This is a genomic window from Aeromonas sp. SER, assembly GCF_038739615.1.
Classification (GTDB): domain Bacteria; phylum Pseudomonadota; class Gammaproteobacteria; order Enterobacterales; family Aeromonadaceae; genus Aeromonas; species Aeromonas jandaei.
In genome coordinates, this window is record NZ_JBCGFC010000011.1 from 57,964 (window position 1) to 80,489 (window position 22,526).

A 22,526-nucleotide genomic window follows, 5' to 3' on the forward strand; every position below is an offset into this window, starting at 1 on the left:
ATTACATGCGCTCCAGGGTGTAGATACCCAGTACGCCGAGGCCCAGCTTGAGCACCTTGGCGGTGGCGGCACACAGCAGCAGACGGCTCTGACGGGTCGCTTCGTCCACGCCATCCTTGTTGATCGGGCAGGCTTCGTAGAAGGTCATGAAGTTGCCGGAGAGCTCGTACAGATAGGTACAGAGCAGGTGCGGCATCCCCTTGTCCGCCACGCCGTTGACCGCGTCGGAGAACTGGATCAGCTTCTGGGCCAGGGTCTCTTCCGCTTCCTCGTTCAGGGTCACATTGCCGGTCAGGGTAGCGGCATCGACACCGGCCTTGCGGAAGATGGACTGAATACGGGTGTAGGCGTATTGCAGGTAAGGAGCTGTGTTGCCTTCAAAGGAGAGCATCAGATCCCAGTCGAAGATGTAGTCGGTAGTGCGGTTCTTGGAGAGATCCGCATACTTGACCGCACCCATGGCGATGGCGTGCACTACTTCGGCCTTCTCTTCGGCGGAGAGGTCGCTGTTGCGGCTCTCCAGCAGGGCGGCGGCGCGCTCTTCCGCTTCGTTCAGCAGGTCGACCAGCTTGACGGTGCCACCGGAGCGGGTCTTGTAGGGACGACCATCCTTGCCCAGCATCATGCCAAAGGCGTGGTGCTCGAGCGGCACGGATTCCGGCACATAACCCGCCTTGCGGGTGATGGTCCAGGCCTGCATCAGGTGCTGGTGCTGACGGGAGTCGATGAAGTACATCACCCGGTCGGCGCCCAGGGTTTCGTAACGGTATTTGGCACAGGCGATGTCGGTGGTGGTGTAGAGGAAACCGCCATCGCTCTTCTGGATGATGACGCCCATGGCCTCGCCATCCTTGTTCTTGAACTCGTCCAGGAAGACAACGGTGGCGCCTTCGCTCTCGACCGCCAGCCCCTTGGCTTTCAGGTCGGCAACGATCTCCGGCAGCATGTCGTTGTACATGGACTCGCCCATGATGTCCTTGTTGGTCAGGGAGACATTCAGGCGGTCGTAGTTGCGCTGGTTCTGCTCCATGGTCATGTCGACCAGCTTCTTCCACATGGTACGGCAGTACTCGTCGCCACCCTGCAGTTTCACCACGTAGTTACGGGCGCGCTCGGCGAAGGCTTCGTCTTCGTCGTAGCAACGCTTGGCCTGGGTGTAGAAGGCTTCCAGGTCGCGCAGTTCCATGTCGGAGGCGTTCTCGTTGGCCATCTTCTCCAGATAGGCGATCAGCATGCCGAACTGGGTACCCCAGTCACCGATGTGGTTGGCACGCACCACCTTGTGGCCGAGGAACTCCAGCGCACGAGCAGCCACGTCACCGAGTACGGTGGAGCGGATATGGTGCACCGCCATCTCTTTGGCCACGTTGGGGGCGGAGTAGTCCACCACCACGGTCTGCGGGGTCGGCAACTTCACGTTGGCGTTGGCAGAGGTCACCATGGCCTCGACCTGACCGGCCAGCCAGCGCTGGTCGAAGAAGAAGTTGATGAAGCCGGGGCCGGCGATCTCGACCTTGGCGATCAGGTCGGAGGCAGGCAGGTGCTCGATGATGGCAGCCGCCAGCTCACGGGGATTCTTGCGGGCCGGCTTGGCCAGCAGCATGGCCAGGTTGGTGGCCAGGTCACCGTGAGCTTTTTCCTTGCATCGGTCTACTTGCACGCGGGCTTCCAGGTCCGCCGGCAGGACGCCTGCTGACTTGAGATTGGCTACCGTTTGTTCAAGTAGATGATGAATATGCTCTTTCATAACTGACCACCAAGGTTGCGCGTCGAAAAATGACTGATATATAAGGGCGTGAATTTTACCCGCATCGGCTCGAGAAAACTATAGGGATGACCCGCCGCTCGCTGTCGGGCGGATATTTCACTGCGTTTGGCGCCATATTCCAGAATATTGGACGGAAATTACGGTGCTTATCCATTTCTACTGCATATCGAAGCGCCTTGTCCAGGCTATTTCCCCTGATTGTTAAGGGTTTTTCCCGACACTGATCTCCCGCTGGCTGTTGCACGTACCTAGAGTTGTAACCCAGCAAGGAGTTTGTGATGCGACTGGCACTGTTTCCCCTATCAGCCCACCTGCTGCCCGGCGGCATCATGCCGCTGCGGATCTTCGAGCCCAGATACCTGCGGATGGTGGCCGAAGCGGGGGAGGCGGGCTTTGCCCTTTGCATGGTGGATCCGCGCCAGCCCGACGCCCTGCGCAACATGCTGCCTATCGCCACCCGGGTCAACGTCATCGACTTCGACCGGCTGCCGGACGGCATGCTGGGGATCACGGTGCAGGGGGTGGAGCGGGTGCAGATAGAGGACCTGTGGCAGGAGCCCGATGGCCTGCGTATCGGCGAGGTGATCCCGCTGCCGGCATGGCCGCCCCGGCGGCTCCATGCCGATCAGCTGCCACTGGCCGATGCGCTGCGGGAGGTGTTTGCCGACTATCCCGACTATGCCGCCCTCTATCCCGCGCCCCGCTGGGACGATGGCAACTGGGTGGCCCAGCGCTGGCTGGAGGTGCTGCCGATCCCCCCCGAGCAGAAACAGCTGCTGCTGGCCGCTGCCGACAATCAGCCTGCCATCGCCCTGCTCAAAGGTGTGCTGGTGGCCAGCCACTGATTTTTTCATGAACTGCTGATCTGCCAGCGCCGCAGGGCCGTATCAGTCATTACCACAGCATGTTCGACAGCACACCAAAGGGATGGCGCAATGGCATATACTGGCCAACCACACTCGACCATACGCAGGACTTCGCCCGTGATGGATAACCCGGATGGCGACCTCAAATCTCTGCTGATCAGGGTGGCAGAGCAGGCCGATAAGGCCGCTTTTGCCCGCCTGTTCCAACACTTTGCGCCGCGCATTCGCAGCTACGGGCTGCGCCATCTCGGCAGCGAGGCCAACGCCATGGAGCTGGTGCAGGAGACCATGCTGCTGGTGTGGCAGAAAGCGCGCCTCTATCACCCCGAGAAGGGGGCGCCGACCACCTGGATCTACACAGTGATGCGCAACCAGTGCTTCGATCTGCTGCGCCGGCGCCGTGCCAGCAAGGAGGATCTCTGCGCAGAAGAGCTGTGGCCGGTGCTGGAGTTTCAAGCCGAAGAGGAGCATCTGAGCGGAGGCGAGGATGCCGTGCTGACCCACCAGATGGCCCACTATCTGGGTACCCTGCCTGAGCCGCAACAGCAGGTGGTGCGTGGCATCTATCTGCAGGAGTTCTCCCAGCAGGAGCTGGCGGAGCGCCTTGGCGTGCCGCTCGGTACTATCAAGTCCCGCCTCAGACTGGCGCTACAGAAACTGAAAGAGCAAGTGGAGCAAGGCCATGATTAAAGCCCATCCAACCGACCCTATGCTGCGCGCCTTCGCCGCCGACGAGCTCCCTCTGCCGCTGGCGGTCGGGCTCTCGGCCCACTGTGAACTCTGCCCCGATTGTGCTGCTCGGTTGAAAGCATTTGAGGAGGAGCTGGCGCAGCAATATCTTGCCTTGCCAGCAGAGCCCGAGCTGGCCCCTCGCGATGATGTGGCGCTGGGCGCCGGATTTGACGCCATGCTGGCGGATATTCTGGCACAGCCAGAACCGGTTGCAGCACCCGTTATCGATCTGCCCCGAGCCCAGCCCGTCGAGCTCGAAGTGGCCGGTCACGCTTACCGGTTGCCGCGGGTGCTGGCTCGCTACCGTTCGCCCAAGTGGCGCCATCTCGGGGCCATTCGTCAACAGAGTTTGCCGCTGGACGAGATGGGGGCACGCGCCAGCCTGCTCCATATCGATGCGGGTGGCCGTATCCCCGAGCACACCCATCAGGGCTATGAGCTGACCCTGCTGCTGGCGGGCAATATTCAGGATGGCGACACCCTCTATCAGGCCGGGGATTTTATCTGGCGCGATGCCAGCCATGCCCACAGCCCGCACACGCCGGATGGCTGCCTCTGCTATACGGTGCAGGATGCGCCGGTGCAGTTCACCAAGGGGCTGTCGCGGCTGCTCAATAGCATCAGTCAGCACCTCTACTGAGGGGCTTGGACAATAAAAAAGGGACCTTGCGGTCCCTTTTGTCATTTGATTGCTGGCTGAGGGTCAGGCGACAAACAGCAGATAGACGGCGAATGCCACGATAAAGCGGTAGATGGCGAACGGGATGAAGTCGAGGCGGCGGATCAGCGCCAGGAAGCTCTTGATGGCGATCATGGCGACCACGAAGGCGGTGATAAAGCCCACTGCAAACATCGGGAAGTCGGCCATGGAGAGGAAGTCGCGGCTCTTGTAGAGATCCAGCGTACTGGCCGCCATCATCATGGGCACCGCCATGATGAAGGAGAACTCGGCCGCTGCATGACGGCTGATCCCCATCAGCATGCCGCCGCTGATGGTGGCGCCTGAGCGTGAGAAACCGGGCCACAGCGCCAGACACTGGAACAGGCCGATGCCGAACGCCTGTTTGTAGCTGATGTCATCCAGGGTTTCGGAGCGAACCGCCGGGCGGAACTTCTCGGCGATGATGAGCAGGATGCCACCCGCAACCAGAGCATACATCACGGTCTGCGGGCCAAACAGGTTGGCTTTGATCCAGCTGTGGATGGCCAGACCGACCACGATGGCGGGCATCATGCCGAGGATGACATGGATCAGCGACAGAGTTGCGTGGCCCGGTTCCGGCTTCTGACCGAAGTGGATGCCAATCAGACCAAACAGGCGGCGCCAGAATACGGCAACCACCGCGAGAATCGAGCCAAGCTGGATCACCACTTCGAAGGTGGCGGCCTTGGGCCCTTCAAAGCCCAGCAGATGGCCGACGATGATCATGTGGCCGGTGGAGGAGACGGGGAGGAACTCGGTCAGCCCCTCGACGACGCCCAGAATAAAGGCGACCAGCAGGCTATAGGTGTCAGTCATCGAACAGAATCCTTGCTACGTTGATGCAAAAACGCCCCGGAAGGGTCTCGGGGCGGCTTATCTTGCTGGAATGTGGCTGGCGCTGCTACGGAAAAATTGTGAAACCTTTAAGTCAGTCGCGGATAAAGCGGTAGCGAGTCTGGTGGTGATAGCGCTCGCCCGGCAACAGCCAGGGGTTGCCCAGCTCGGGCCGATTCGGACTGTCGGGCAGTTGCTGCGCCTCCAGACAGAAGCCGTCGTGATCCCGGTGCGCCAGACCCTGGCGATTCGGGGTATTGGCCAGCCAGTTGCCGCTGTAGAACTGCAGCGAGGGCTGGTTGGTGTAGACCTCCATCGCCAACTGTCTGTCACCCGATACCACGCGAGCAGCCCACTCCTGCACCGGGCCGTTGAGCACAAAGGCGTGATCGTACCCCTTGGCCTGTTGCTGCTGGGGATGGCTCAGCCAATCCAGCCCGACAAGGCGCTCTTGGCGCAAATCGAACGGCCCCTCCACCGGGGTGATGGCGATCGGCAAACCGCTCGGGTCGGTCGGCAGGAAGTGGTCGGCATTGATGCTGATGAGGTGGTCACGCACATCGCCGCCGTCGGGGTTGTGATCGAGATTGAAGTAGGCATGGCTGGTGAGGCTGACCGGCGTAGCGGCATCCGTGCTGGCGATAAAATCCACCACCAGATCGCTCTGCTCCAGCCGGTACTCCAGGGTTACCCGCAGATTGCCGGGAAAGCCCTGATCCCCCGCTCGGGAGAGCAATGTCAGTTTGACCCGATCCGCTTCCAGCTCCTTGATCTGCCACTGCTGGCGATGAAAGCCCGCCTGCCCGCCATGCAGGCAGTTAGGTGCCTGATTGGCATCCAGCGACCAGCGCTGGCCATCGTGTAGCAGCTCGGCGCCGCCGATGCGGTTGGCGAAACGCCCCGCCACCGCGCCCAGCCACACCTGTTGGGTGGGATAGGCGTCGTCGGCACAACCCAGCAGCACTTCGCGCCGTTTGCCCGCTACCGGCAGGGTGAGGGAGGTGAGGGTGGCGCCGAAGTCGAGGCCGCGCAGGCGCAGCCCCTCCTCGTTTTCCAGTTCGAATGGCGTCATGGCGCTGCTCATAGCTTGCCTGCACCGGCGCTGGCAGAGCAGACGTAGCAGTCAGCCTTGAGGCCGAAGCGGGTCGGATACTCGGCCTCAACCGCGGCGATCACCTCAGCCACCTTCTCGGGGCGCAGCAGGGCGACCACGCAGCCGCCGAAGCCGCCGCCAGTCATCCGCACGCCGCCTTCGGTGCCGATCCTGGCCTTGATGATCTCCACCAGACCGTCGATGGCGGGTACTGTGATTTCGAAGTCATCGCGCATGGCGGCGTGTGAATCGGCCATCAGCTCGCCGAGACGAACCAGATCCCCTTGCGCCAGCGCATCAGCGGCGGCCAGGGTGCGGGTGTTGTCGCCTACTACGTGGCGGGCACGGCGGTAGCAGACCTCATCCAGTCCGGCCTTGCCTGCTTCGAGAGCCGCCAGATCGAGATCGCGCAGTGCCTTGACTCCGTAGTGGCGGGCGGCCGCTTCGCACTGCTGGCGACGGGTGTTGTATTCGCTGTCCACCAGACCGCGGCGCACATTGGAGTTGACGATCAGTACCGCCAGATCGGTGGGCATGGGGATGAGGCGGGTCTCCAGCGAGCGGCAGTCGAGCAGCAGGGCGTGGTCGGTTTTGCCGCTGGCGGAGATCATCTGATCCATGATGCCGCAGTTACAGCCGACGAACTGGTTCTCCGCCTGCTGACCGTTGAGGGCGATCTCGGCCTGAGTGATGGTGAGCCCCAGCGCCTCCTTGAAGGCCTGACCGATAGCCACTTCCAGCGAGGCGGAGGAGGAGAGCCCAGCCCCCTGCGGCACGTTGCCGGAAACCACCAGGTCGAGGCCGCGCAGGGCATAACCGCGCTCCTGCAGATATTTCACCACGCCACGGATGTAGTCGCTCCAGCGCTGGCTGGGGTGGTGCTCGATGGGCTGGTCGAGGTCGAACTGGTCGCGCTGGTTGTCGTAGTCGGCGGCGATCACCTGTACTTGCCGGTCATCGCGCAGGCCGATGGCGACGCAGGTCTCGTAGTCGATGGCGCAAGGCAGCACGAAGCCGTCGTTGTAGTCGGTATGTTCACCGATGAGGTTGACGCGGCCGGGGGCGCGCACCAGCAGATCGGGCGCTTTGGCAAATTGCTCGGCAAAAACGGTGCTGACGCGTTGGCTCGGGGTCATAGGGCCTCCTCATTGGTTTGATTGGTCTGGTTGTAGTGAATGGGGCTCAGGGCACGCAGCCGCTCGGCGGCCTGCTCCGGAGTAAGGTCGCGCTGGGTCTCGGCCAGCATCTCGAAGCCGACCATGAATTTGCGCACGGTGGCGGAGCGCAGCAGCGGCGGATAGAAGTGGGCATGCAGCTGCCACGCCTCGGGGCAATCCGATTTGGGCGGCGCAAAGTGCCAGCCCATGGAGTAGGGGAAGCTGCACTCGAACAGGTTGTCGTAGCGGCTGGTGAGCTCCTTGAGCGCCACCGCCAGATCCTGTTGCTGGGCCTTGGTCAGGTTGAGCATGGAGGGGACGTGCGCCTTGGGCAGCAGCAGGGTTTCGAACGGCCAGGCGGCCCAGAAGGGAACTACGGCGAGCCAGTGCTCGGTCTCCACCACGATGCGCGAGCGATCCGCCAGCTCCCGCTCCACATACTCCAGCAGCATGGGACGGCCATGCTCGGCCAGCCAGTCGCACTGGTGCTGCTCTTCGCGGGCGATCTCGTTGGGCAGGAAGTCGCTGCCCCAGATCTGGCCGTGGGGGTGTGGGTTGGAGCAGCCCATGACGGCCCCTTTGTTTTCAAAGACCTGCACCCACTTCCATTGGGCCGACAGCTCAGCGACCTGATCCATCCAGGTGGTGATCACCCCCTCGATGGCGGGCAGCGGCAGCTCGGGCAGGGTTTTGCCGTGATCCGGCGAGAAGCAGATCACCCGGCTGGTGCCGCGGGCGGCTTCCAGTTTCAGCAGGGGATCGCTGGCGCTATCGGCGGCCGGGGTATCCTGCATCAGAGCGGCGAAGTCGTTGGTAAAGACGAAGGTGCCCTTGTAGTCGGGGTTGATGTCGCCAGTGACCCGGGTGTTGCCTGCGCAGAGGAAGCAGTCGGGATCGTGTGCCTGTTTGGGGGCCTGACTCACCTTCTCCACCTGCCCCTGCCAGGGGCGTTTGGCCCGGTGGGGGGAGACCAGCACATACTGGCCGGTCAGCGGGTTGAAGCGGCGATGGGGATGATCGACGGGGTTGAACATCATCTCTCCTGAATAAGGTATTGAAAAATAAGGTCGTCTATTAACAGGGAGCAGGCAGGCCTACTCCTCGTAACCGTTCGGGTTGGCGGATTGCCAGCGCCAGCTGTCGGCGCACATGGCGTCTATGTCCCGGGTTGCCTGCCAGCCCAGCTCGCGCTCTGCCTTGGCCGGATCTGCCCAGCAGGCGGCGATGTCGCCCGGGCGGCGCGGTTCGATGCGAAACGGCAGCGGCTTGCCGCAGGCATTGGAGAAGGCGGCGACCAGCTGCAATACGCTCTGGCCCTGGCCTGTGCCCAGGTTGTAGGTGTGCACGCCACCCTTGCCTGCACAGTGTTGCAGTGCCTTGACGTGCCCCTCGGCGAGATCCATCACGTGGATGTAGTCGCGCACGCCGGTGCCATCAACAGTTGGGTAATCGTTTCCAAAGACCGACAGGCAGTCGCGACGGCCGATGGCGACCTGAGTGATATAGGGCATCAGATTGTTGGGAATGCCTTGTGGATCTTCCCCCATAGTGCCCGACTCGTGGGCGCCGACCGGGTTGAAGTAGCGCAGCAGGGTCATGCTCCAGTGCGGCTCGGCCAGCTGCAGATCCTCGAGGATCTCCTCGATGATCAGCTTGGAGCGACCGTAGGGGTTGGTAGCGCTGCGGGGGAAATCCTCACGGATCGGCAGACTGGCGGGATCGCCGTAGACGGTCGCCGAGGAGCTGAACACCAGATTGTGCACCCCGGCTCGTTTCATCGCCTGCAGCAGGGTGAGGGTGCCGCCGAGGTTGTTCTCGTAGTAATCCAGTGGAATGCGGGTCGACTCACCGACCGCCTTGAGGGCGGCAAAGTGGATCACCGCGTCGATCTGCTGCTCGGCGAAGATCCGGTCCAGCAGGGTGGCATCGCGAATATCCCCTTGATAGAACACGGGTTGCTGGCCGCTGATAGCTGCGACTCGAGTCAACACGCTGCGCTTGCTGTTGCAGAGGTTGTCCACCACGACCGGGGTCATGCCTGCCGCTTGCAGGGCCAGAGAGGTGTGGCTGCCGATATATCCGCAGCCGCCGGTGACCAGAACCTTCATCTTGCTCTCCACTGAAAATGACGCTGCAAGCAGTCTAGCCGAGGGGTTGGCCTGCAAACTGTGAACTTGCTTGCAAAACAGTGTAAACGATTACACTATTTTTGTGATCGCTTCTCTGGCAGATCGTGCGTTATCCCCTGTTTTCAATGGGGTTGGTGGGTATAATGGTCAATCTGTCGCAGAGTGAAATAAGTGAAAACAGCATGAGTACCATCAAGGATGTCGCCCGTTTGGCCAATGTGTCGGTGGCAACGGTTTCACGGGTGATGAACAACTCGCCCAAGGCCAGTGCCGCCTCCCGCGCCGCCGTCCGGAAGGCGATGGCGGAGTTGGGCTATACCCCCAACGCCAACGCGCGGGCGCTGGTCAGCCAGACCTGCGATACCATGGGCGTCGTGGTGGGAGACGTGGCCGATCCCTTCTTCGGGGCTCTGGTGAAGGGGGTCTCCGGCGTCGCCGTCGAGCAGAATCTCCACCTGTTGATGGGTAACGGTTTTCACAAGGCGCGCCAGGAGCGCGAGGCGATCGAGCTGCTGATCGGCAAGCGCTGCGAGGCGCTGGTGGTGCACAGCAAGGCGCTCAGCGACGAAGAGCTCTGCGACTACGCCATGCGAGTGCCCGGCATGGTGCTTATCAATCGCGATATTCCTGCCATCAAGGGGCGCTGCATCGCCCTCAACAACCGGCTGGGGGCCGCCACGGCAACCCGTCATCTGATCGAGCTGGGTCACCGCCACATCGCCTTTATCAGCTCGGATCACGCCATCGAAGATGCCACCTTGCGGCTGCAGGGGTATCAGGATGGATTGGCGGAGGCTGGCCTAGCGGCGGATCCCGAGCTTATCGAGAGCGGTACGCCGAATGAGGAGGGGGGCGAGCGCGCCATGCTCAACCTGTTGGCCAAGGGGCTCAAGGTGACCGCCGTGGTGGCCTATAACGATGCCATGGCGGCTGGAGCCATCTCGGTGCTGGCGGACAACGGGCTGCGGGTGCCGGAGGAGGTCTCGGTGGTGGGCTTCGATGACATCATCTACGCCAGATACCTGAGGCCCAAGCTCTCCACCATGCGTTACCCCATCGAGTTGATGGCGAGTCAGGCTGCCAAGCTGGCGTTGCAGCTGGCGGCAGGGGAGAGCGAGGCACAGCAGAACCGCATCTATACCCCGACCTTGATCAATCGCCACTCGGTGGCGCCGGTTCGCGCAGGATAGGGGCCGTTTGCGGCTCATTTATCGAGCTCTTATTGTTTTACCTGTTTTTAATGGTTTTTACTCCGCTTTACTTAACAAAATCAGTGTAATCGTTTACATCTGTGTGAGCGAGATCGCCGATCCCCTGGCCGCACTTCTCTAGACTGGAATACGTTTTCCAGTCATCAGGGAGAAGGGTAATGCTCAGGGAGATAGTGGCGCGTCAGGATTGGCAGACTCAGGCGATTACTTCGGTAAACCGCCTGGCTGCCCATACTCCCATGTTCAGCTGGCGCAGTGAAGCGGATGCCAGAGACGATCTCCTTTCACCCTCACGCCGTTCACTGGATGGCGAGTGGTGCTTCTCCTTCTTTGCCGCTCCCGAGCTGGTGCCCGAGAGCTGGCTGGCGCAGGATCTGGCGGATGCCTGTCCCATTACCGTGCCGGGCAACTGGCAGCTGGATGCCGCCTATCCGGCAGCACGGCCACTTACCGATGGCCCCATCTACACCAATATCAAGTACCCCTTTCCCTGCGATCCACCTCGGGTGCCAGCAGAGAACCCCACCGGTTGCTACTCCCGTGAGTTCGAACTTCCTGCCGGCTGGCTGGCCAGCGGCCAGAGCCGGATCATCTTCGACGGGGTGAGCAGCGCCTTCCACCTGTTCTGCAACGGTCGCTGGGTCGGTTACTCTCAGGACAGTCGCCTGCCTGCCGAATTCGATCTGACCCCATATCTGCAGAGCGGTCACAACCGGCTGGCGGTGCTGGTGTTGCGCTGGTCCGACGGCTCCTATCTGGAAGATCAGGATATGTGGTGGCTGTCTGGGATCTTCCGCTCCGTCAGCCTGTTGCACAAACCGGCCCGTCATCTGATTGATATCCGGGTTACCCCCGAGCTGGACGCCTGTTATCGGGATGGCCGCCTCAAGATTGCACTGCAGGCGGCCAATGCAGCCGGCCTCTCGGTGGAGGCCAATCTCTATGACGGCAGCGAGCGGGTTGCGACCCTGCGCCAGCCGATCGGTACCCAAACGATTGATGAAAAAGGGGCATATGACGATCGCGCCGAGCTGTGGCTCGATGTGGCTGCACCGCACCAGTGGAGCGCCGAGACGCCTCATCTCTATCGCCTGACCCTGACCTTGCTGGACGAGCAGGGCCAAGCCATCGAGAGCGAAGCCTATGATGTGGGCTTTCGGAGAGTGGAGATCCGTGGCGGCCTGCTGCGGGTCAATGGCCAGCCGCTGCTTATTCGCGGTGCCAACCGTCACGAACACCACCCCGCCAGGGGCTATGCCATCGATCGCGCCACCATGGAGCGGGATCTGCTGCTGATGAAGCGGCACAACTTCAACGCGGTGCGCTGTTCCCACTATCCCAACCACCCCGACTTCTATCGCCTCTGCGATCGGCTCGGCCTCTATGTGGTGGACGAGGCGAATCTGGAGACCCACGGCATGACCCCCATGGGGCGGTTGGCGCGGGATCCCGCCTGGAGCAACGCCTTTCTGGAGCGGGCCACCCGCATGGTGGCACGGGATTTCAACCACCCCTCGATCATCATCTGGTCGCTGGGCAACGAGTCGGGTTACGGCCCGGCCCACGATGCCATGTATGGCTGGATCAAGCGCAGCGACCCGAGCCGTCCGGTGCAGTATGAGGGGGGCGGGGCCGATACCCCGGCGACCGACATCATCTGCCCTATGTATGCCAGAACCCATCAGGATCAACCCTTCCCGGCGGTGCCCAAGTGGGCGCTGGCCAAGTGGATTGGCCTACCGGAAGAGACCCGGCCGCTGATCCTCTGCGAGTATGCCCACGCCATGGGCAACAGTCTGGGGGGCTACGCCCATTACTGGCAGGCGTTTCGCGATCATCCGAGATTGCAGGGGGGCTTTGTCTGGGATTGGGTCGATCAGGGGCTCGACAAATACACCGCCGATGGTCGCCACTATTGGGGCTATGGCGGCGACTTCGGCGATGTGCAAAACGATCGCCAGTTCTGCTGCAACGGCCTGCTGTTCCCGGATCGCACTCCCCATCCCGCTCTGTTGGAGGCAAAGCGCGCCCAGCAGCCGTTCCGCTTCACTCTGCTTGAGCACACCCCGCTGCGAGTGCGGATCGAGAGCGAATACCTGTTCCGGGAAACCGACAACGAGCGGCTTTGCTGGCAGCTGAGTGAAAACGGCCAAGTGGTGCTGGAGGGGGAGGTGTCTCTGGCGCTGGCAGCGCAAGGGGCGGTCGAGTTGACCCTGAGCGGGACGCTACCCGCTTTTGCGGCGGGCTCGCTGGCCTGGCTCGATCTGGCCACTTTCCAGCCGAATGCCACCCCTTGGTCTGCGGCTGGGCACGAGGTGGCGCGCCAGCAATTCATGCTGCCGTCACCGCTGGCGCTACCTGCACCAGTCAGCCCTGCGGTGATGGTTGAGCAGGCCGACGGCTGGCTGATCACCACCGCTAACAGTCAGTGGCGGCTCGACAAGCAGAGCGGTCACATCACCAGCTGGCAGAAATCGGGGCAGGAGCAGTTGCTGGCGCCGATCATGGATCACTTCTACCGCGCGCCGCTCGACAACGACATCGGCACCAGCGAAGCGGATCACGCCGACCCCAACTCCTGGATTGCCCGCTGGCAGGCGTGTGGCCTCGAGCAGTGGCAGCACCGCTGTCTGGGCGTGACGATGGCAGGCAGCGAGCTGCGAGTGACTCACGGCTATTTCCATCAGGAGCAGTTGCAACTGCTAAGCCATTGGCGCCACCGTTTTGCTGACGACGGCACCATGAGTCTCGACATCGAGTGCGAGCTGGCGCAGGCGCTGCCTTCGCTGCCGCGGATCGGTCTGCTAATCCATCTGGCTGACCCGGTTGAGAAGGTGCAGTGGCTGGGACGCGGCCCCCACGAAAACTATCCGGATCGCCTGCTGGGCGCCGATCTGGGTCGCTGGAGCCTGCCGCTGGAGGCGATGCACACCCCTTACGTCTTCCCGACCGACAACGGCTTGCGCTGCGATACCCGCGAGCTGCAGCTGGGTGGACTGCGGGTGAGTGGCGCTTTCCATTTCAGCGTCAGTCGCTTCAGCCAGCAGCTGCTGGCCACCGCCCGTCACCAGAGCGATCTGGTGGCAGAGGAGGGGCTGTGGGTCTGCCTCGATGGTGCTCACATGGGAGTGGGCGGAGATGACTCCTGGAGCCAGAGCGTGCGCCCCGAGTATCAGCTGACCGCCCGTCGCTATCGCTGGCACTGCACCCTTGGTTGAGCTTTTTGACAACAGCCCGTTAGCGACTAGCCTCAATGCTGCGGAATAGATTGAGTCCAAAAATTAACGCTCGAATTTATGTTTTTGAAAAATAAGAAAAAGATTCAATGTAACAGAGTGTAATCGTTTTCATTTTGTCGTCATGATCACAGAAGAAATGACAACAAATTGATTACATTGAAGGGCGATTGCTCAATAGCTCGCCACCCTACAACTCATGGATAGATACATCGGAGCACACACAATGAAAAAAATGACGACCGTTGCTGCCCTGCTGCTGGGCCTGATGGCTGGTGCCACTGCTGCCCACGCTGAAACCCGCATCGGGGTGACCGTCTACAAATATGACGACAACTTCATGGCGGTGGTACGCAAGGCGATCGAGAAGGAAGCGGCTGCCAACCCCGGGGTTGAGCTGCTGATGAACGACTCCCAGAACGACCAGTCCAAGCAGAACGACCAGATCGACGTGCTGCTGGCCAAGGGCGTGAAGGCGCTGGCCATCAACCTGGTTGACCCGGCGGCGGCACCGGTGGTGATTGAGAAGGCCCGTGGCGAAGATATCCCGGTGGTCTTCTACAACAAGGAGCCGAGTGCTGCCGATCTGGCCAGTTACGACAAGGCCTACTACGTAGGTACCGACTCCAAGGAGTCAGGCATCATCCAGGGTCATCTGATTGCCAAACACTGGAAAGCCAATCCGGCCTGGGACCTGAACAAGGATGGCGTGATCCAGTATGTGCTGCTGAAAGGGGAGCCGGGCCACCCGGATGCCGAAGCGCGCACCACTTACGTCATCAAGACCCTGAATGACGGCGGCATCAAGACCCAGCAGCTGCACATGGATACCGGTATGTGGGATACCGCCATGGCTAAGGACAAGATGGACGCCTGGATCTCCGGCCCGAACGCCAACAAGATCGAAGTGGTCATCGCCAACAACGACGGCATGGCGATGGGCGCTGTTGAGTCACTGAAAGCACAGGGCAAGACTGCCATTCCGGTATTCGGTGTCGATGCGCTGCCTGAAGCGCTGGCGCTGGTGAAGAGCGGTGCCATGGCCGGTACCGTGCTGAACGATGCGGCCAACCAGGCCAAGGCGACCTACGAGCTGACCAAGAACCTGGCTGAAGGCAAAGCAGCTGGTGAAGGCACCAAGTGGAACATCGTCAACAAGGTCGTGCGTGTTCCCTACGTCGGCGTAGATAAAGACAACCTGTCCCAATTCGAATAATTCCCTCCTCCAGGGCAAGGGAGATCCCCTTGCCCTTTTTTCAACCAGATGTGATGGCTGATATGACAACACAGCAACAATCAGAATGGCTGTTGGAGATGATTGACGTCAGTAAGAGCTTTCCTGGCGTCAAGGCACTCGATAATGTCAATTTACGGGTCCGTCCTCATTCTGTGCATGCGTTGATGGGCGAGAACGGAGCGGGAAAATCGACACTGCTCAAGTGCCTGTTCGGCATCTACGAGAAGGATCAGGGCAAGATCTTCTTCAAGGGGCAGGAGATCAACTTCACCTCCTCCAAAGAGGCGTTGGAGAACGGCGTTTCCATGGTGCATCAGGAGCTCAACCTGGTGCTGCAGCGCTCCGTAATGGACAACATGTGGCTCGGTCGCTATCCGACCAAAGGGTGGTTCATCGACCACGGCAAGATGTACGAAGACACCAAGCGCATCTTCGAGGAGCTGGATATCGACATCGACCCGCGGGTCAAGGTGGCGACCCTCTCCGTCTCCCAGATGCAGATGATCGAGATCGCCAAGGCGTTCTCCTACGATGCCAAGATCGTCATCATGGACGAGCCTACCTCCTCGCTGACCGAGAAAGAGGTGAGTCACCTCTTCAAGATCATCAACAAGCTGAAGGACAAGGGGTGCGGCATCGTCTACATCTCCCACAAGATGGAAGAGATCTTCCAGCTCTGTGACGAGATCACCATATTGCGGGATGGCCAGTGGGTGGCAACCCAGCCGCTCAAGGGGATGACCATGGATCAGATCATCGGCATGATGGTCGGTCGCGAGTTGACCCAGCGCTTCCCGGAAAAAACCAACCAGCCGAAAGAGGTGATCCTCGAGGTCGAACATCTGACGGCGAAAAACCAGCCCTCCATTCAGGATGTGACCTTCAACCTGCACAAGGGGGAGATCCTCGGTGTCGCCGGGTTGGTCGGGGCCAAGCGCACCGACATCGTCGAGACCCTGTTTGGCATTCGCGATCGCAGCCAGGGCTCTATCAAGCTGCACGGCAAAGAGGTGGCCAACCACAACGCTCACGAAGCGATCCGCAACGGCTTTGCGCTGGTGACCGAGGAGCGCCGCTCCACCGGTATCTACTCCCGTCTCGATATCGCCTTCAACTCCCTGATCGCCAACATGGACAACTACAAGGGCTCCATGGGGCTGCTCAGCGACAACAAGATGAAGAGCGATACCCAGTGGGTCATCGACTCCATGCGGGTCAAGACGCCGACCCAGCAGACCCAGATTGGCTCCCTCTCCGGGGGCAACCAGCAGAAGGTGATCATCGGCCGCTGGCTGTTGACCCAGCCGGAGATCCTGATGCTGGATGAGCCCACCCGTGGCATCGATGTGGGGGCCAAGTTCGAGATCTATCAGCTCATCCTGGAGCTGGCGAAGAAGGAGAAGGGGATCATCATCATCTCCTCCGAAATGCCCGAACTGCTCGGCATCACCGACCGCATCATGGTCATGAGCAATGGCAGGGTCGCCGGGATCGTCAATACCAAAGAAACTGACCAGAGCGAGATACTGCGCCTGGCATCTCTGTACCTCTAGAGACAGGAAGACATTTATGGAGTCGGCTAAAAATTTCAATCTGATGCGGGCGCTCAAGGAGAACGGCATCTACGTGGTGCTGCTGGTGCTGCTCATGATCATCGTGATCAAGGAACCCTCCTTCCTGAGTCTCACCAACTTCAGCAACATCCTGACCCAGTCCTCGGTGCGGGTCATTATCGCGCTGGGGGTGGCAGGTATCATTATCACCCAGGGGACAGATCTCTCGGCCGGCCGTCAGGTCGGTCTGGCGGCGCTGATTGCGGCGACCATGCTGCAGGCGCTGACCAACGTCAACAAGGTGTTCCCGACGCTGGGGGAGGTGCCCATTCCTGCGGTGATCCTGCTGGTGTGCGTGGTGGGTGCCCTGATAGGTCTGGTCAACGGCCTTATCGTCGCCTATCTGAACGTAACCCCGTTCATTACCACCCTGGGGACCATGATCATCGTTTACGGTATCAACTCCCTCTACTTCGATTCGGTGGGTGCCTCGCCGGTGGCCGGTTTTGACCCCCGCTTCTCCAGCTTCGCCCAGGGCTTTATCCGGATCGGCGGCTTCAAGCTCTCGTACCTCACCTTCTACGCGGCCATCGCCAGCGTCTTTGTCTGGGTGCTGTGGAACAAGACCCGCTTTGGCAAGAACATCTTCGCCATCGGCGGCAACCCGGAAGCGGCCAAGGTCTCCGGCGTCAACGTGGCGGTCAATCTGGTGATGATCTATGCGCTGGCTGGGGTCTTCTACGCCTTCGGCGGCATGCTGGAAGCGGGTCGGATCGGCAGTGCCACCAACAACCTCGGCTTCATGTACGAGCTGGATGCCATCGCCGCCTGCGTGGTGGGCGGGGTGTCGTTTGCCGGCGGGGTGGGAACTGTCGCAGGTGTGATCACCGGCGTACTTATCTTCACCCTGATCAACTATGGTTTGACCTATATCGGCGTCAGCCCTTACTGGCAGTTCATCATCAAGGGCGGCATCATCATTCTGGCGGTGGCATTGGACTCCATGAAGTACGCCAAGAAGAAATAACGATTGGCAGGGAGGGCTGGCAGTGCCAGCCCTCCCTTCTGGAGGGATCCCATGCCATTCAAGGTCAAGATTTACGTCCTGTTGCTGCTGGCCATTCTGGTCACCATAGGTACCGCCTGGTTCAGCGTCAATCACTTCATCAGCGCCTACATCCGCACCCAGGCGACCAAGAACATCAATGAACAGATCACTCTGGTCAAAGAGAAGCTGGCCAGCGACATCAATCAGAAAATCCTGCTGGCAGCCAACCTCAACTTCGGGGTGACCAACGTCAAGAAGACCCTGCAAGAGACCGGCTTTCACAACATCGTCAAGGTGATCGGCGACATGGCCTTCGACGTGAGCGGTGTCATCAACGATACGGCCAAGGTTGATGCCCTGCGCAAGCTGATCCCCGCCGCCAACAACCAGATCACCGTCAGTCCGCTGCAACAGGTGGATGGCAAGCCGGTTGTCACCATACTGGTGCCGCGCGGTGCCGATTCGGCCTATCTCTACTACCTCGACATGAGCGAGTTCAAGAGCCTGCTGGAGAAGATGAGCGGCGAGGGGCGCTACTTCTCGCTGGCCGACGGCCAGGGCAATGAGCTCTACAGCAGCAAACCGCAGGGGGAGAGCGAAGCGCGCCCCAATCAGCTGAATATTCGCGGCAACAGCTGGACCCTGACCGGCTACATCGACCTCGACTACATCCAGGCCATGACCCGGGCACTCAACGGCCAGATCATCATGGCGCTGCTCGGCGTCGCCGTTGTGGTGATGGTGCTCGCCATACTGGCGCTCAACGTGGCTTATCGCCCCATCCTCTCGCTGCGGGATCTGGTGCTGGAGCTCTCTCGCGGCAGTGGTGATCTCACCCGCCGGCTGGCGGTAACCAGCACCGATGATCTGGGCCAGATCTCGGCCGGCATCAACCGCTTTATCGAGCGACTGCAGGAGATGATGGGGGAGGTGCAGGAGGCGAGCGGTCAGCTCAACAGCGGCATTGCCGGATTGGCCAGCCAGACCGGGGCTGCCCAGTCCCTGCTGGCGGATCATGTGCGCGAGACCGAGCAGGTGGTGACTGCCATCAACGAGATGAGCCGCACCGCGGTCTCCGTCTCCGAGAGTGCAGCCAGCACCGCCCGGCTTACCGGCCAGAGCCAGCAGCTGGCGAGCCAGTCCCGGCAGGTGGTCGATCAGGCGATGGCCAGCGTGATGGCGCTGGTGGACGAGGTGGAGGAGACTGCCCGCTCCATCGAGGCGATGCAGCAGGATGTGCAGCAGATTGGCTCCGTGCTGGGGGTGATCGGCAGCATTGCCGAGCAGACCAACCTGCTGGCCCTCAACGCCGCTATCGAGGCCGCCCGTGCCGGCGAGCAGGGGCGCGGCTTTGCGGTGGTGGCCGATGAGGTACGCTCCCTTGCCGCCCGCACCCAGCAGAGCACGGCGGAGATCCAGACCATGCTGGCCAGCCTGCAACGGGGCAGCCGCACCGTGGTGGAGGCGATGGAGAACACCAAGCAGAGTTGTCAGGGGGCGGCCGAGAACACCACCCGGGTCAACGAGTCGCTGGATCTGATGGCGGGGGAGGTGGTGGAGATCAACGATCTCATCAGTCACATCGCCACGGCGGCCGAACAGCAGAGCGCAGTGGCGGAGGAGATCAACCGCAACATGAGCGCCATCGCCGAGGTGATCCGCCAGCTGACCCACAACGGGGAGGCGACGGTCGCCAGCGCCGGTTCGATGCAGCAGACCTACGACCGGCTCAGGGAGATAGTGAGTCACTTCCGGCTGCGGTAATGGCCGGATGTGCCATAAAAAAACAGGGCCAAGCGGCCCTGTTTTTTTATCCCTTGGAATCAACCCGCCTTGCGGCGCAGGTAGACCCCGGCCTCCATGTGATGGGTCCAGGGGAACTGGTCGAACAGGGCAAAGCGGGCGATCTCGTGGGTTTCCCCCAGCACCGCCATGTTGGCTTGCAAGGTTTCGGGGTTGCAGGAGATGTAGAGGATGTTGTCGTACTCCTGCACCAGCTTGACGGTGGCATCGTCGAGACCTGCGCGGGGCGGGTCGACGAAGATGGTGTTGCACTGGTAAGCGCCGAGATCGACCCCCTTGAGGCGGTTGAACTCCCGCTCGCCACGCATCGCCATGGTGAACTCCTCGGCCGACATGCGCAGGATGATCAGGTTGTCGACGCCGTTGGCGGCGATATTGAACTGGGCGGAGTCGACGCTCGGCTTGGCGATCTCGGTGGCCAGTACCTTGCGGAAGTTCTGCGCCAGCGCAATGGAGAAGTTGCCGTTGCCGCAGTAGAGCTCCAGCAGATCCCCTTTGCTCCCCTTGGTGACTTCCAGCGCCCAGCCGAGCATCTGCTCGTTGATGGCGGCGTTGGGCTGGGTGAAGCTGTTCTCCACCTGCTTGTAGATGAGCTGGCGACCGGCCACGTTGAGCTGCTCGATGACAAAGTCATCGCCCAGACAGATCTTCTGCTTGTGGGCACGGCCAATCAGCTGCAGCTCGAAACCTTTGGCGCGCAGATCGGCCTGCAGCGCCTCGGCGGCCTGCTGCCACTCGTTCTCCAGCTTGCGATGGTAGAGCAGGCTGACGATGATCTGGCCGGACTGGGTGGAGAGGTAGTCGATCTGGAACAGCTTGCGACGCAGCACCTGATGGGGACGCAGCCCCTCCAGCAGCACCGGCATCAGCTGGTTGATGAGGCGGCTGGCAGTGGGGAAGTGGTCGACCCGGATAATCTCTTTGGTCGCCGGGGCATACATGCAGTGGAAGAGGTCGTCCCCCTCGTGCCAGATGCGAAATTCGGCGCGCATCCGGTAGTACTCCGCCGGTGAGCTGTGCACCTCCAGCGCGGGAGGGGTGAAGCTGGCAAACAGCCCGGTGAGGCGCGCGCTCTTCTCATCGAGCTGGGCCTGATAGTCGGCCGGGGTTCTTGGCGCCGGAGCATCCGCAGAAGGCTGTTGGGACTGGGTCATAGATACCTCATGTGCACACCGGCCGGGCCGGGTCGAAATCGCGGGATGGCAACAGGCCACCCAAAGGGGCCCGATTTTAAAAGCCAGCCGCAGATTGTCCAGCATTTTGTGGTCAAGAAGTGTTCAGTCAGGCCGATACCGGATCTACAGGCATGGTGGGAGGACACATTATGCAGATCGACGGCGTGGGCGCAGCCCAACCCAAGGGAGTGGGTGTTTCTCCCAAATCGCCGCAACAGGCGGAGTCAAAACAGCTCAACAGCGAGGATGAGGTCTCCCTGCACAAGCCCCCGAAGTGGGCGCAGGTGCTGATCCAGCAGGCGCTGCAGTTTGCGCTGGAAATAAACGGGCAGAGTTATCAGGCGCCCAAGACCCAGGATCAGCCGGAAGAGGTTACCCCGGATACCCTGTTCGACTTCCAGTCGGTGGCGGACAACGTGTTGCAGTTTGTCACCGGGCGGCTGGGGGCGGCCCGCGCCGACGGCAAGTCGGATGATGCCCTGACCGGCATGATGGAGCAGGCCCGCAAAGGGGTGGACAAGGGCTTTGGTGACGCCCGCAAGCAGCTGGGTGACTGGGCTGACAACGGCGATATCAAGACCGGCATGGATCAGAGCTACAAGCTGATCCAGAAGGGGCTCGACGAGTTTGAGAAGGAGTTCTTTGGCAAGGTCTCCACGACCGATATGGGGCAGGCCGAGATGGCCAGTCGCCAGCAGGGTTCGCTGGAGATCCAGACCAAGGATGGCGACAAGGTGGTGCTGCGCTTCAACGACAGCTGGCAGACCCGATCCCAGAAGAGCGACAGCGGCAGCCAGTTCAGTCTCAAATCGAGCCAGAGCTTCAGCTTTTCGCTGGAGGGTGATCTCAGCAAGGAGGAGATGGACTCCATCGGCAAGCTGGTCAAGGGGATCGACGGTCTGGCCGGCGACTTCTTCTCCGGCAATCTGGACGATGTGCTGAAGAAGGCAGGCGACCTGAAGCTGGATGACACCCAGCTGGCCTCTTACTCGCTCAAGCTCAAGCAGAGCGTCAAGCTGAGCCAGACCTATCAGGGAGCCAGCTCCCTGCAGGATCTGCTCAAGCCGTTTGCCGACTATCTGCCCAAGCTGGGCGAGGTACAGAAGCAGGCCGATGCCGTGCTGCCGGAGTCCCAGCAGCAGGCGCTGACCCCGGCCGTGCTGGCTGCGCGTGGTCAGACTGATCCGGCGCAGGTCAGCAGTTTCACCAGCTTCAACGAACGCATGCTGCAGGCGCTGCGGATGCTGAGCCAGTTCCAGCCCGCGACCGACCCTGCCAGCAGCGGCAAGAGTGCCTGAGTGCTTGCCATCGGGATTGATTAACTCCTGACCGGCCGTTTGCCAGCTCCTGCGGGGGCTGGCAAACTGGCCTTTTTCCCGATGCGACCAGCCAATGAACCCGAAAAAGCCCCGAGACAAGCGCGAGCTTTGCTACCCCTTCATCTTCGAAACCTCGCTCAAGTGTGACTTCGAGATCGCCACCGACGAGCTCTGCTGCCAGGTCGGTGCCGTGCTGTCACACCTCTCGCCGGATGCCGATATTGCGCCCATGCTGATGGATCTCGCGGCGTTGCAGCGGCTTATCTATAACCTCAACGGTTCGGTGCGCGGCAAGCTGGGGATCTTCGATACAGACCTTGAGTGGCTCAAGGCCCGTTATGATCACTACAACGAGGCGAGCCGGGGTCGGGTCACCGGTTTTGTGTTGCCGCAAGGGCCGCAGCCGATCCCGACCCTGCATCTCTGCCGCTGTGGCAGCAAGAAGGTGGTGCGACTGCTGGTGCGCCTCGAGGAGAGTGGCGTCAGCTTCGACCCCATCCTCTACCGTTTCGCCAACCTGCTGGCCAACTTCTTCTTCGTGCTCACCGTCTATCTCAAACAGCTGTGGCAGGTGCCGGAAGTGCCCTACGTCAGCATCAACTACTGACACACAGCTCGGTTCGCAGGTGCTCTGCACAAGGGCACTGCCGGCCAGCTGTGGC

Annotated in this window: 18 protein-coding genes; 11 read left to right on the forward strand and 7 right to left on the reverse strand. The window is 61.2% G+C overall.

Annotation, left to right across the window (positions count from 1 at the left end):
• Position 1: 1 nt before the first annotated feature.
• Positions 2-1,747 (reverse strand): arginine--tRNA ligase, encoded by a 1,746-nt coding sequence (gene argS, locus AAHA41_RS16100; protein ID WP_042029550.1) that lies wholly within the window; start codon positions 1,745-1,747, stop codon positions 2-4.
• 299 nt (positions 1,748-2,046) lie between these two features.
• On the opposite strand from argS, the gene AAHA41_RS16105 reads away from it, so the two are divergent.
• The 3 genes from AAHA41_RS16105 (at position 2,047) to AAHA41_RS16115 (ending at position 4,006) form a co-directional block, all read left to right on the forward strand.
• A complete protein-coding gene (locus tag AAHA41_RS16105; protein WP_323068884.1) occupies positions 2,047-2,613 on the forward strand; it encodes an LON peptidase substrate-binding domain-containing protein in 567 nt (188 codons plus the stop codon).
• A gap of 141 nt (positions 2,614-2,754) precedes the next feature.
• Positions 2,755-3,324 carry a sigma-70 family RNA polymerase sigma factor gene (locus AAHA41_RS16110; protein WP_323068936.1) on the forward strand — a complete coding sequence of 190 codons (570 nt, stop codon included), beginning with the start codon at positions 2,755-2,757 and terminating at the stop codon, positions 3,322-3,324.
• Entirely contained in the window at positions 3,317-4,006 is a 690-nt protein-coding gene (locus tag AAHA41_RS16115; RefSeq protein ID WP_323068882.1) for a ChrR family anti-sigma-E factor, read from the forward strand. The genes AAHA41_RS16110 and AAHA41_RS16115 overlap by 8 nt, the downstream gene beginning before the upstream one ends.
• A gap of 63 nt (positions 4,007-4,069) precedes the next feature.
• Here AAHA41_RS16115 and bacA read toward each other — a convergent pair whose 3' ends face one another.
• From bacA to galE, 5 genes are all read right to left on the reverse strand, one after another.
• Complete coding sequence (bacA, locus tag AAHA41_RS16120; protein WP_071913937.1) at positions 4,070-4,885, reverse strand: undecaprenyl-diphosphate phosphatase; 816 nt, start codon at positions 4,883-4,885, stop codon at positions 4,070-4,072.
• A gap of 112 nt (positions 4,886-4,997) precedes the next feature.
• A complete protein-coding gene (gene galM / locus AAHA41_RS16125) occupies positions 4,998-5,987 on the reverse strand; it encodes a galactose-1-epimerase (RefSeq protein ID WP_323068881.1) in 990 nt (329 codons plus the stop codon).
• Positions 5,984-7,132: a galactokinase gene (galK, locus tag AAHA41_RS16130; protein WP_201913700.1), complete on the reverse strand. Its 1,149-nt coding sequence runs from the start codon at positions 7,130-7,132 to the stop codon at positions 5,984-5,986. The genes galM and galK overlap by 4 nt, the downstream gene beginning before the upstream one ends.
• Positions 7,129-8,187, reverse strand: coding sequence for a UDP-glucose--hexose-1-phosphate uridylyltransferase (locus AAHA41_RS16135; RefSeq protein WP_215802400.1), 1,059 nt, complete (start codon positions 8,185-8,187; stop codon positions 7,129-7,131). The genes galK and AAHA41_RS16135 overlap by 4 nt, the downstream gene beginning before the upstream one ends.
• Before the next feature lie 60 nt (positions 8,188-8,247).
• Positions 8,248-9,261 (reverse strand): UDP-glucose 4-epimerase GalE, encoded by a 1,014-nt coding sequence (gene galE / locus AAHA41_RS16140; RefSeq protein WP_198505529.1) that lies wholly within the window; start codon positions 9,259-9,261, stop codon positions 8,248-8,250.
• A gap of 203 nt (positions 9,262-9,464) precedes the next feature.
• Between galE and AAHA41_RS16145 the strand changes: the two genes are divergently transcribed.
• From AAHA41_RS16145 to AAHA41_RS16170, 6 genes are all read left to right on the forward strand, one after another.
• A complete protein-coding gene (locus tag AAHA41_RS16145) occupies positions 9,465-10,472 on the forward strand; it encodes a substrate-binding domain-containing protein (RefSeq protein WP_323068878.1) in 1,008 nt (335 codons plus the stop codon).
• 179 nt (positions 10,473-10,651) lie between these two features.
• Positions 10,652-13,711 (forward strand): beta-galactosidase, encoded by a 3,060-nt coding sequence (locus tag AAHA41_RS16150; RefSeq protein WP_323068876.1) that lies wholly within the window; start codon positions 10,652-10,654, stop codon positions 13,709-13,711.
• 244 nt (positions 13,712-13,955) lie between these two features.
• Entirely contained in the window at positions 13,956-14,945 is a 990-nt protein-coding gene (gene mglB / locus AAHA41_RS16155) for a galactose/glucose ABC transporter substrate-binding protein MglB (RefSeq protein ID WP_041209758.1), read from the forward strand.
• A gap of 53 nt (positions 14,946-14,998) precedes the next feature.
• On the forward strand, positions 14,999-16,519 hold the full coding sequence (gene mglA / locus AAHA41_RS16160; protein WP_041209757.1) for a galactose/methyl galactoside ABC transporter ATP-binding protein MglA: 1,521 nt from the start codon (positions 14,999-15,001) through the stop codon (positions 16,517-16,519).
• Positions 16,520-16,535: 16 nt separating this feature from the next.
• Positions 16,536-17,546, forward strand: a complete 1,011-nt coding sequence (mglC, locus tag AAHA41_RS16165; RefSeq protein WP_040069707.1) for a galactose/methyl galactoside ABC transporter permease MglC — start codon at positions 16,536-16,538, stop codon at positions 17,544-17,546.
• A 51-nt stretch (positions 17,547-17,597) separates the two neighbouring features.
• Positions 17,598-19,331: a methyl-accepting chemotaxis protein gene (locus AAHA41_RS16170; RefSeq protein ID WP_323068875.1), complete on the forward strand. Its 1,734-nt coding sequence runs from the start codon at positions 17,598-17,600 to the stop codon at positions 19,329-19,331.
• A gap of 59 nt (positions 19,332-19,390) precedes the next feature.
• Here AAHA41_RS16170 and trmA read toward each other — a convergent pair whose 3' ends face one another.
• Positions 19,391-20,524, reverse strand: a complete 1,134-nt coding sequence (trmA, locus tag AAHA41_RS16175) for a tRNA (uridine(54)-C5)-methyltransferase TrmA (RefSeq protein ID WP_323068873.1) — start codon at positions 20,522-20,524, stop codon at positions 19,391-19,393.
• A gap of 170 nt (positions 20,525-20,694) precedes the next feature.
• On the opposite strand from trmA, the gene AAHA41_RS16180 reads away from it, so the two are divergent.
• Positions 20,695-21,843 (forward strand): DUF5610 domain-containing protein, encoded by a 1,149-nt coding sequence (locus AAHA41_RS16180; protein WP_323068871.1) that lies wholly within the window; start codon positions 20,695-20,697, stop codon positions 21,841-21,843.
• Between the two features lie 94 nt (positions 21,844-21,937).
• Positions 21,938-22,471 (forward strand): ATP--cob(I)alamin adenosyltransferase, encoded by a 534-nt coding sequence (locus AAHA41_RS16185; RefSeq protein WP_201931168.1) that lies wholly within the window; start codon positions 21,938-21,940, stop codon positions 22,469-22,471.
• Positions 22,472-22,526: the final 55 nt, after the last annotated feature.

Bases quoted from the DNA above. Each gene is read 5' to 3' on its own strand.
- argS (WP_042029550.1), bottom strand. From the start codon at position 1,747: ATGAAAGAGCATATTCATCATCTACTTGAACAAACGGTAGCCAATCTC.
- AAHA41_RS16105 (WP_323068884.1), top strand. From the start codon at position 2,047: ATGCGACTGGCACTGTTTCCCCTATCAGCCCACCTGCTGCCCGGCGGC.
- AAHA41_RS16110 (WP_323068936.1), top strand. From the start codon at position 2,755: ATGGATAACCCGGATGGCGACCTCAAATCTCTGCTGATCAGGGTGGCA.
- AAHA41_RS16115 (WP_323068882.1), top strand. From the start codon at position 3,317: ATGATTAAAGCCCATCCAACCGACCCTATGCTGCGCGCCTTCGCCGCC.
- bacA (WP_071913937.1), bottom strand. From the start codon at position 4,885: ATGACTGACACCTATAGCCTGCTGGTCGCCTTTATTCTGGGCGTCGTC.
- galM (WP_323068881.1), bottom strand. From the start codon at position 5,987: ATGAGCAGCGCCATGACGCCATTCGAACTGGAAAACGAGGAGGGGCTG.
- galK (WP_201913700.1), bottom strand. From the start codon at position 7,132: ATGACCCCGAGCCAACGCGTCAGCACCGTTTTTGCCGAGCAATTTGCC.
- AAHA41_RS16135 (WP_215802400.1), bottom strand. From the start codon at position 8,187: ATGTTCAACCCCGTCGATCATCCCCATCGCCGCTTCAACCCGCTGACC.
- galE (WP_198505529.1), bottom strand. From the start codon at position 9,261: ATGAAGGTTCTGGTCACCGGCGGCTGCGGATATATCGGCAGCCACACC.
- AAHA41_RS16145 (WP_323068878.1), top strand. From the start codon at position 9,465: ATGAGTACCATCAAGGATGTCGCCCGTTTGGCCAATGTGTCGGTGGCA.
- AAHA41_RS16150 (WP_323068876.1), top strand. From the start codon at position 10,652: ATGCTCAGGGAGATAGTGGCGCGTCAGGATTGGCAGACTCAGGCGATT.
- mglB (WP_041209758.1), top strand. From the start codon at position 13,956: ATGAAAAAAATGACGACCGTTGCTGCCCTGCTGCTGGGCCTGATGGCT.
- mglA (WP_041209757.1), top strand. From the start codon at position 14,999: ATGGCTGATATGACAACACAGCAACAATCAGAATGGCTGTTGGAGATG.
- mglC (WP_040069707.1), top strand. From the start codon at position 16,536: ATGGAGTCGGCTAAAAATTTCAATCTGATGCGGGCGCTCAAGGAGAAC.
- AAHA41_RS16170 (WP_323068875.1), top strand. From the start codon at position 17,598: ATGCCATTCAAGGTCAAGATTTACGTCCTGTTGCTGCTGGCCATTCTG.
- trmA (WP_323068873.1), bottom strand. From the start codon at position 20,524: ATGACCCAGTCCCAACAGCCTTCTGCGGATGCTCCGGCGCCAAGAACC.
- AAHA41_RS16180 (WP_323068871.1), top strand. From the start codon at position 20,695: ATGCAGATCGACGGCGTGGGCGCAGCCCAACCCAAGGGAGTGGGTGTT.
- AAHA41_RS16185 (WP_201931168.1), top strand. From the start codon at position 21,938: ATGAACCCGAAAAAGCCCCGAGACAAGCGCGAGCTTTGCTACCCCTTC.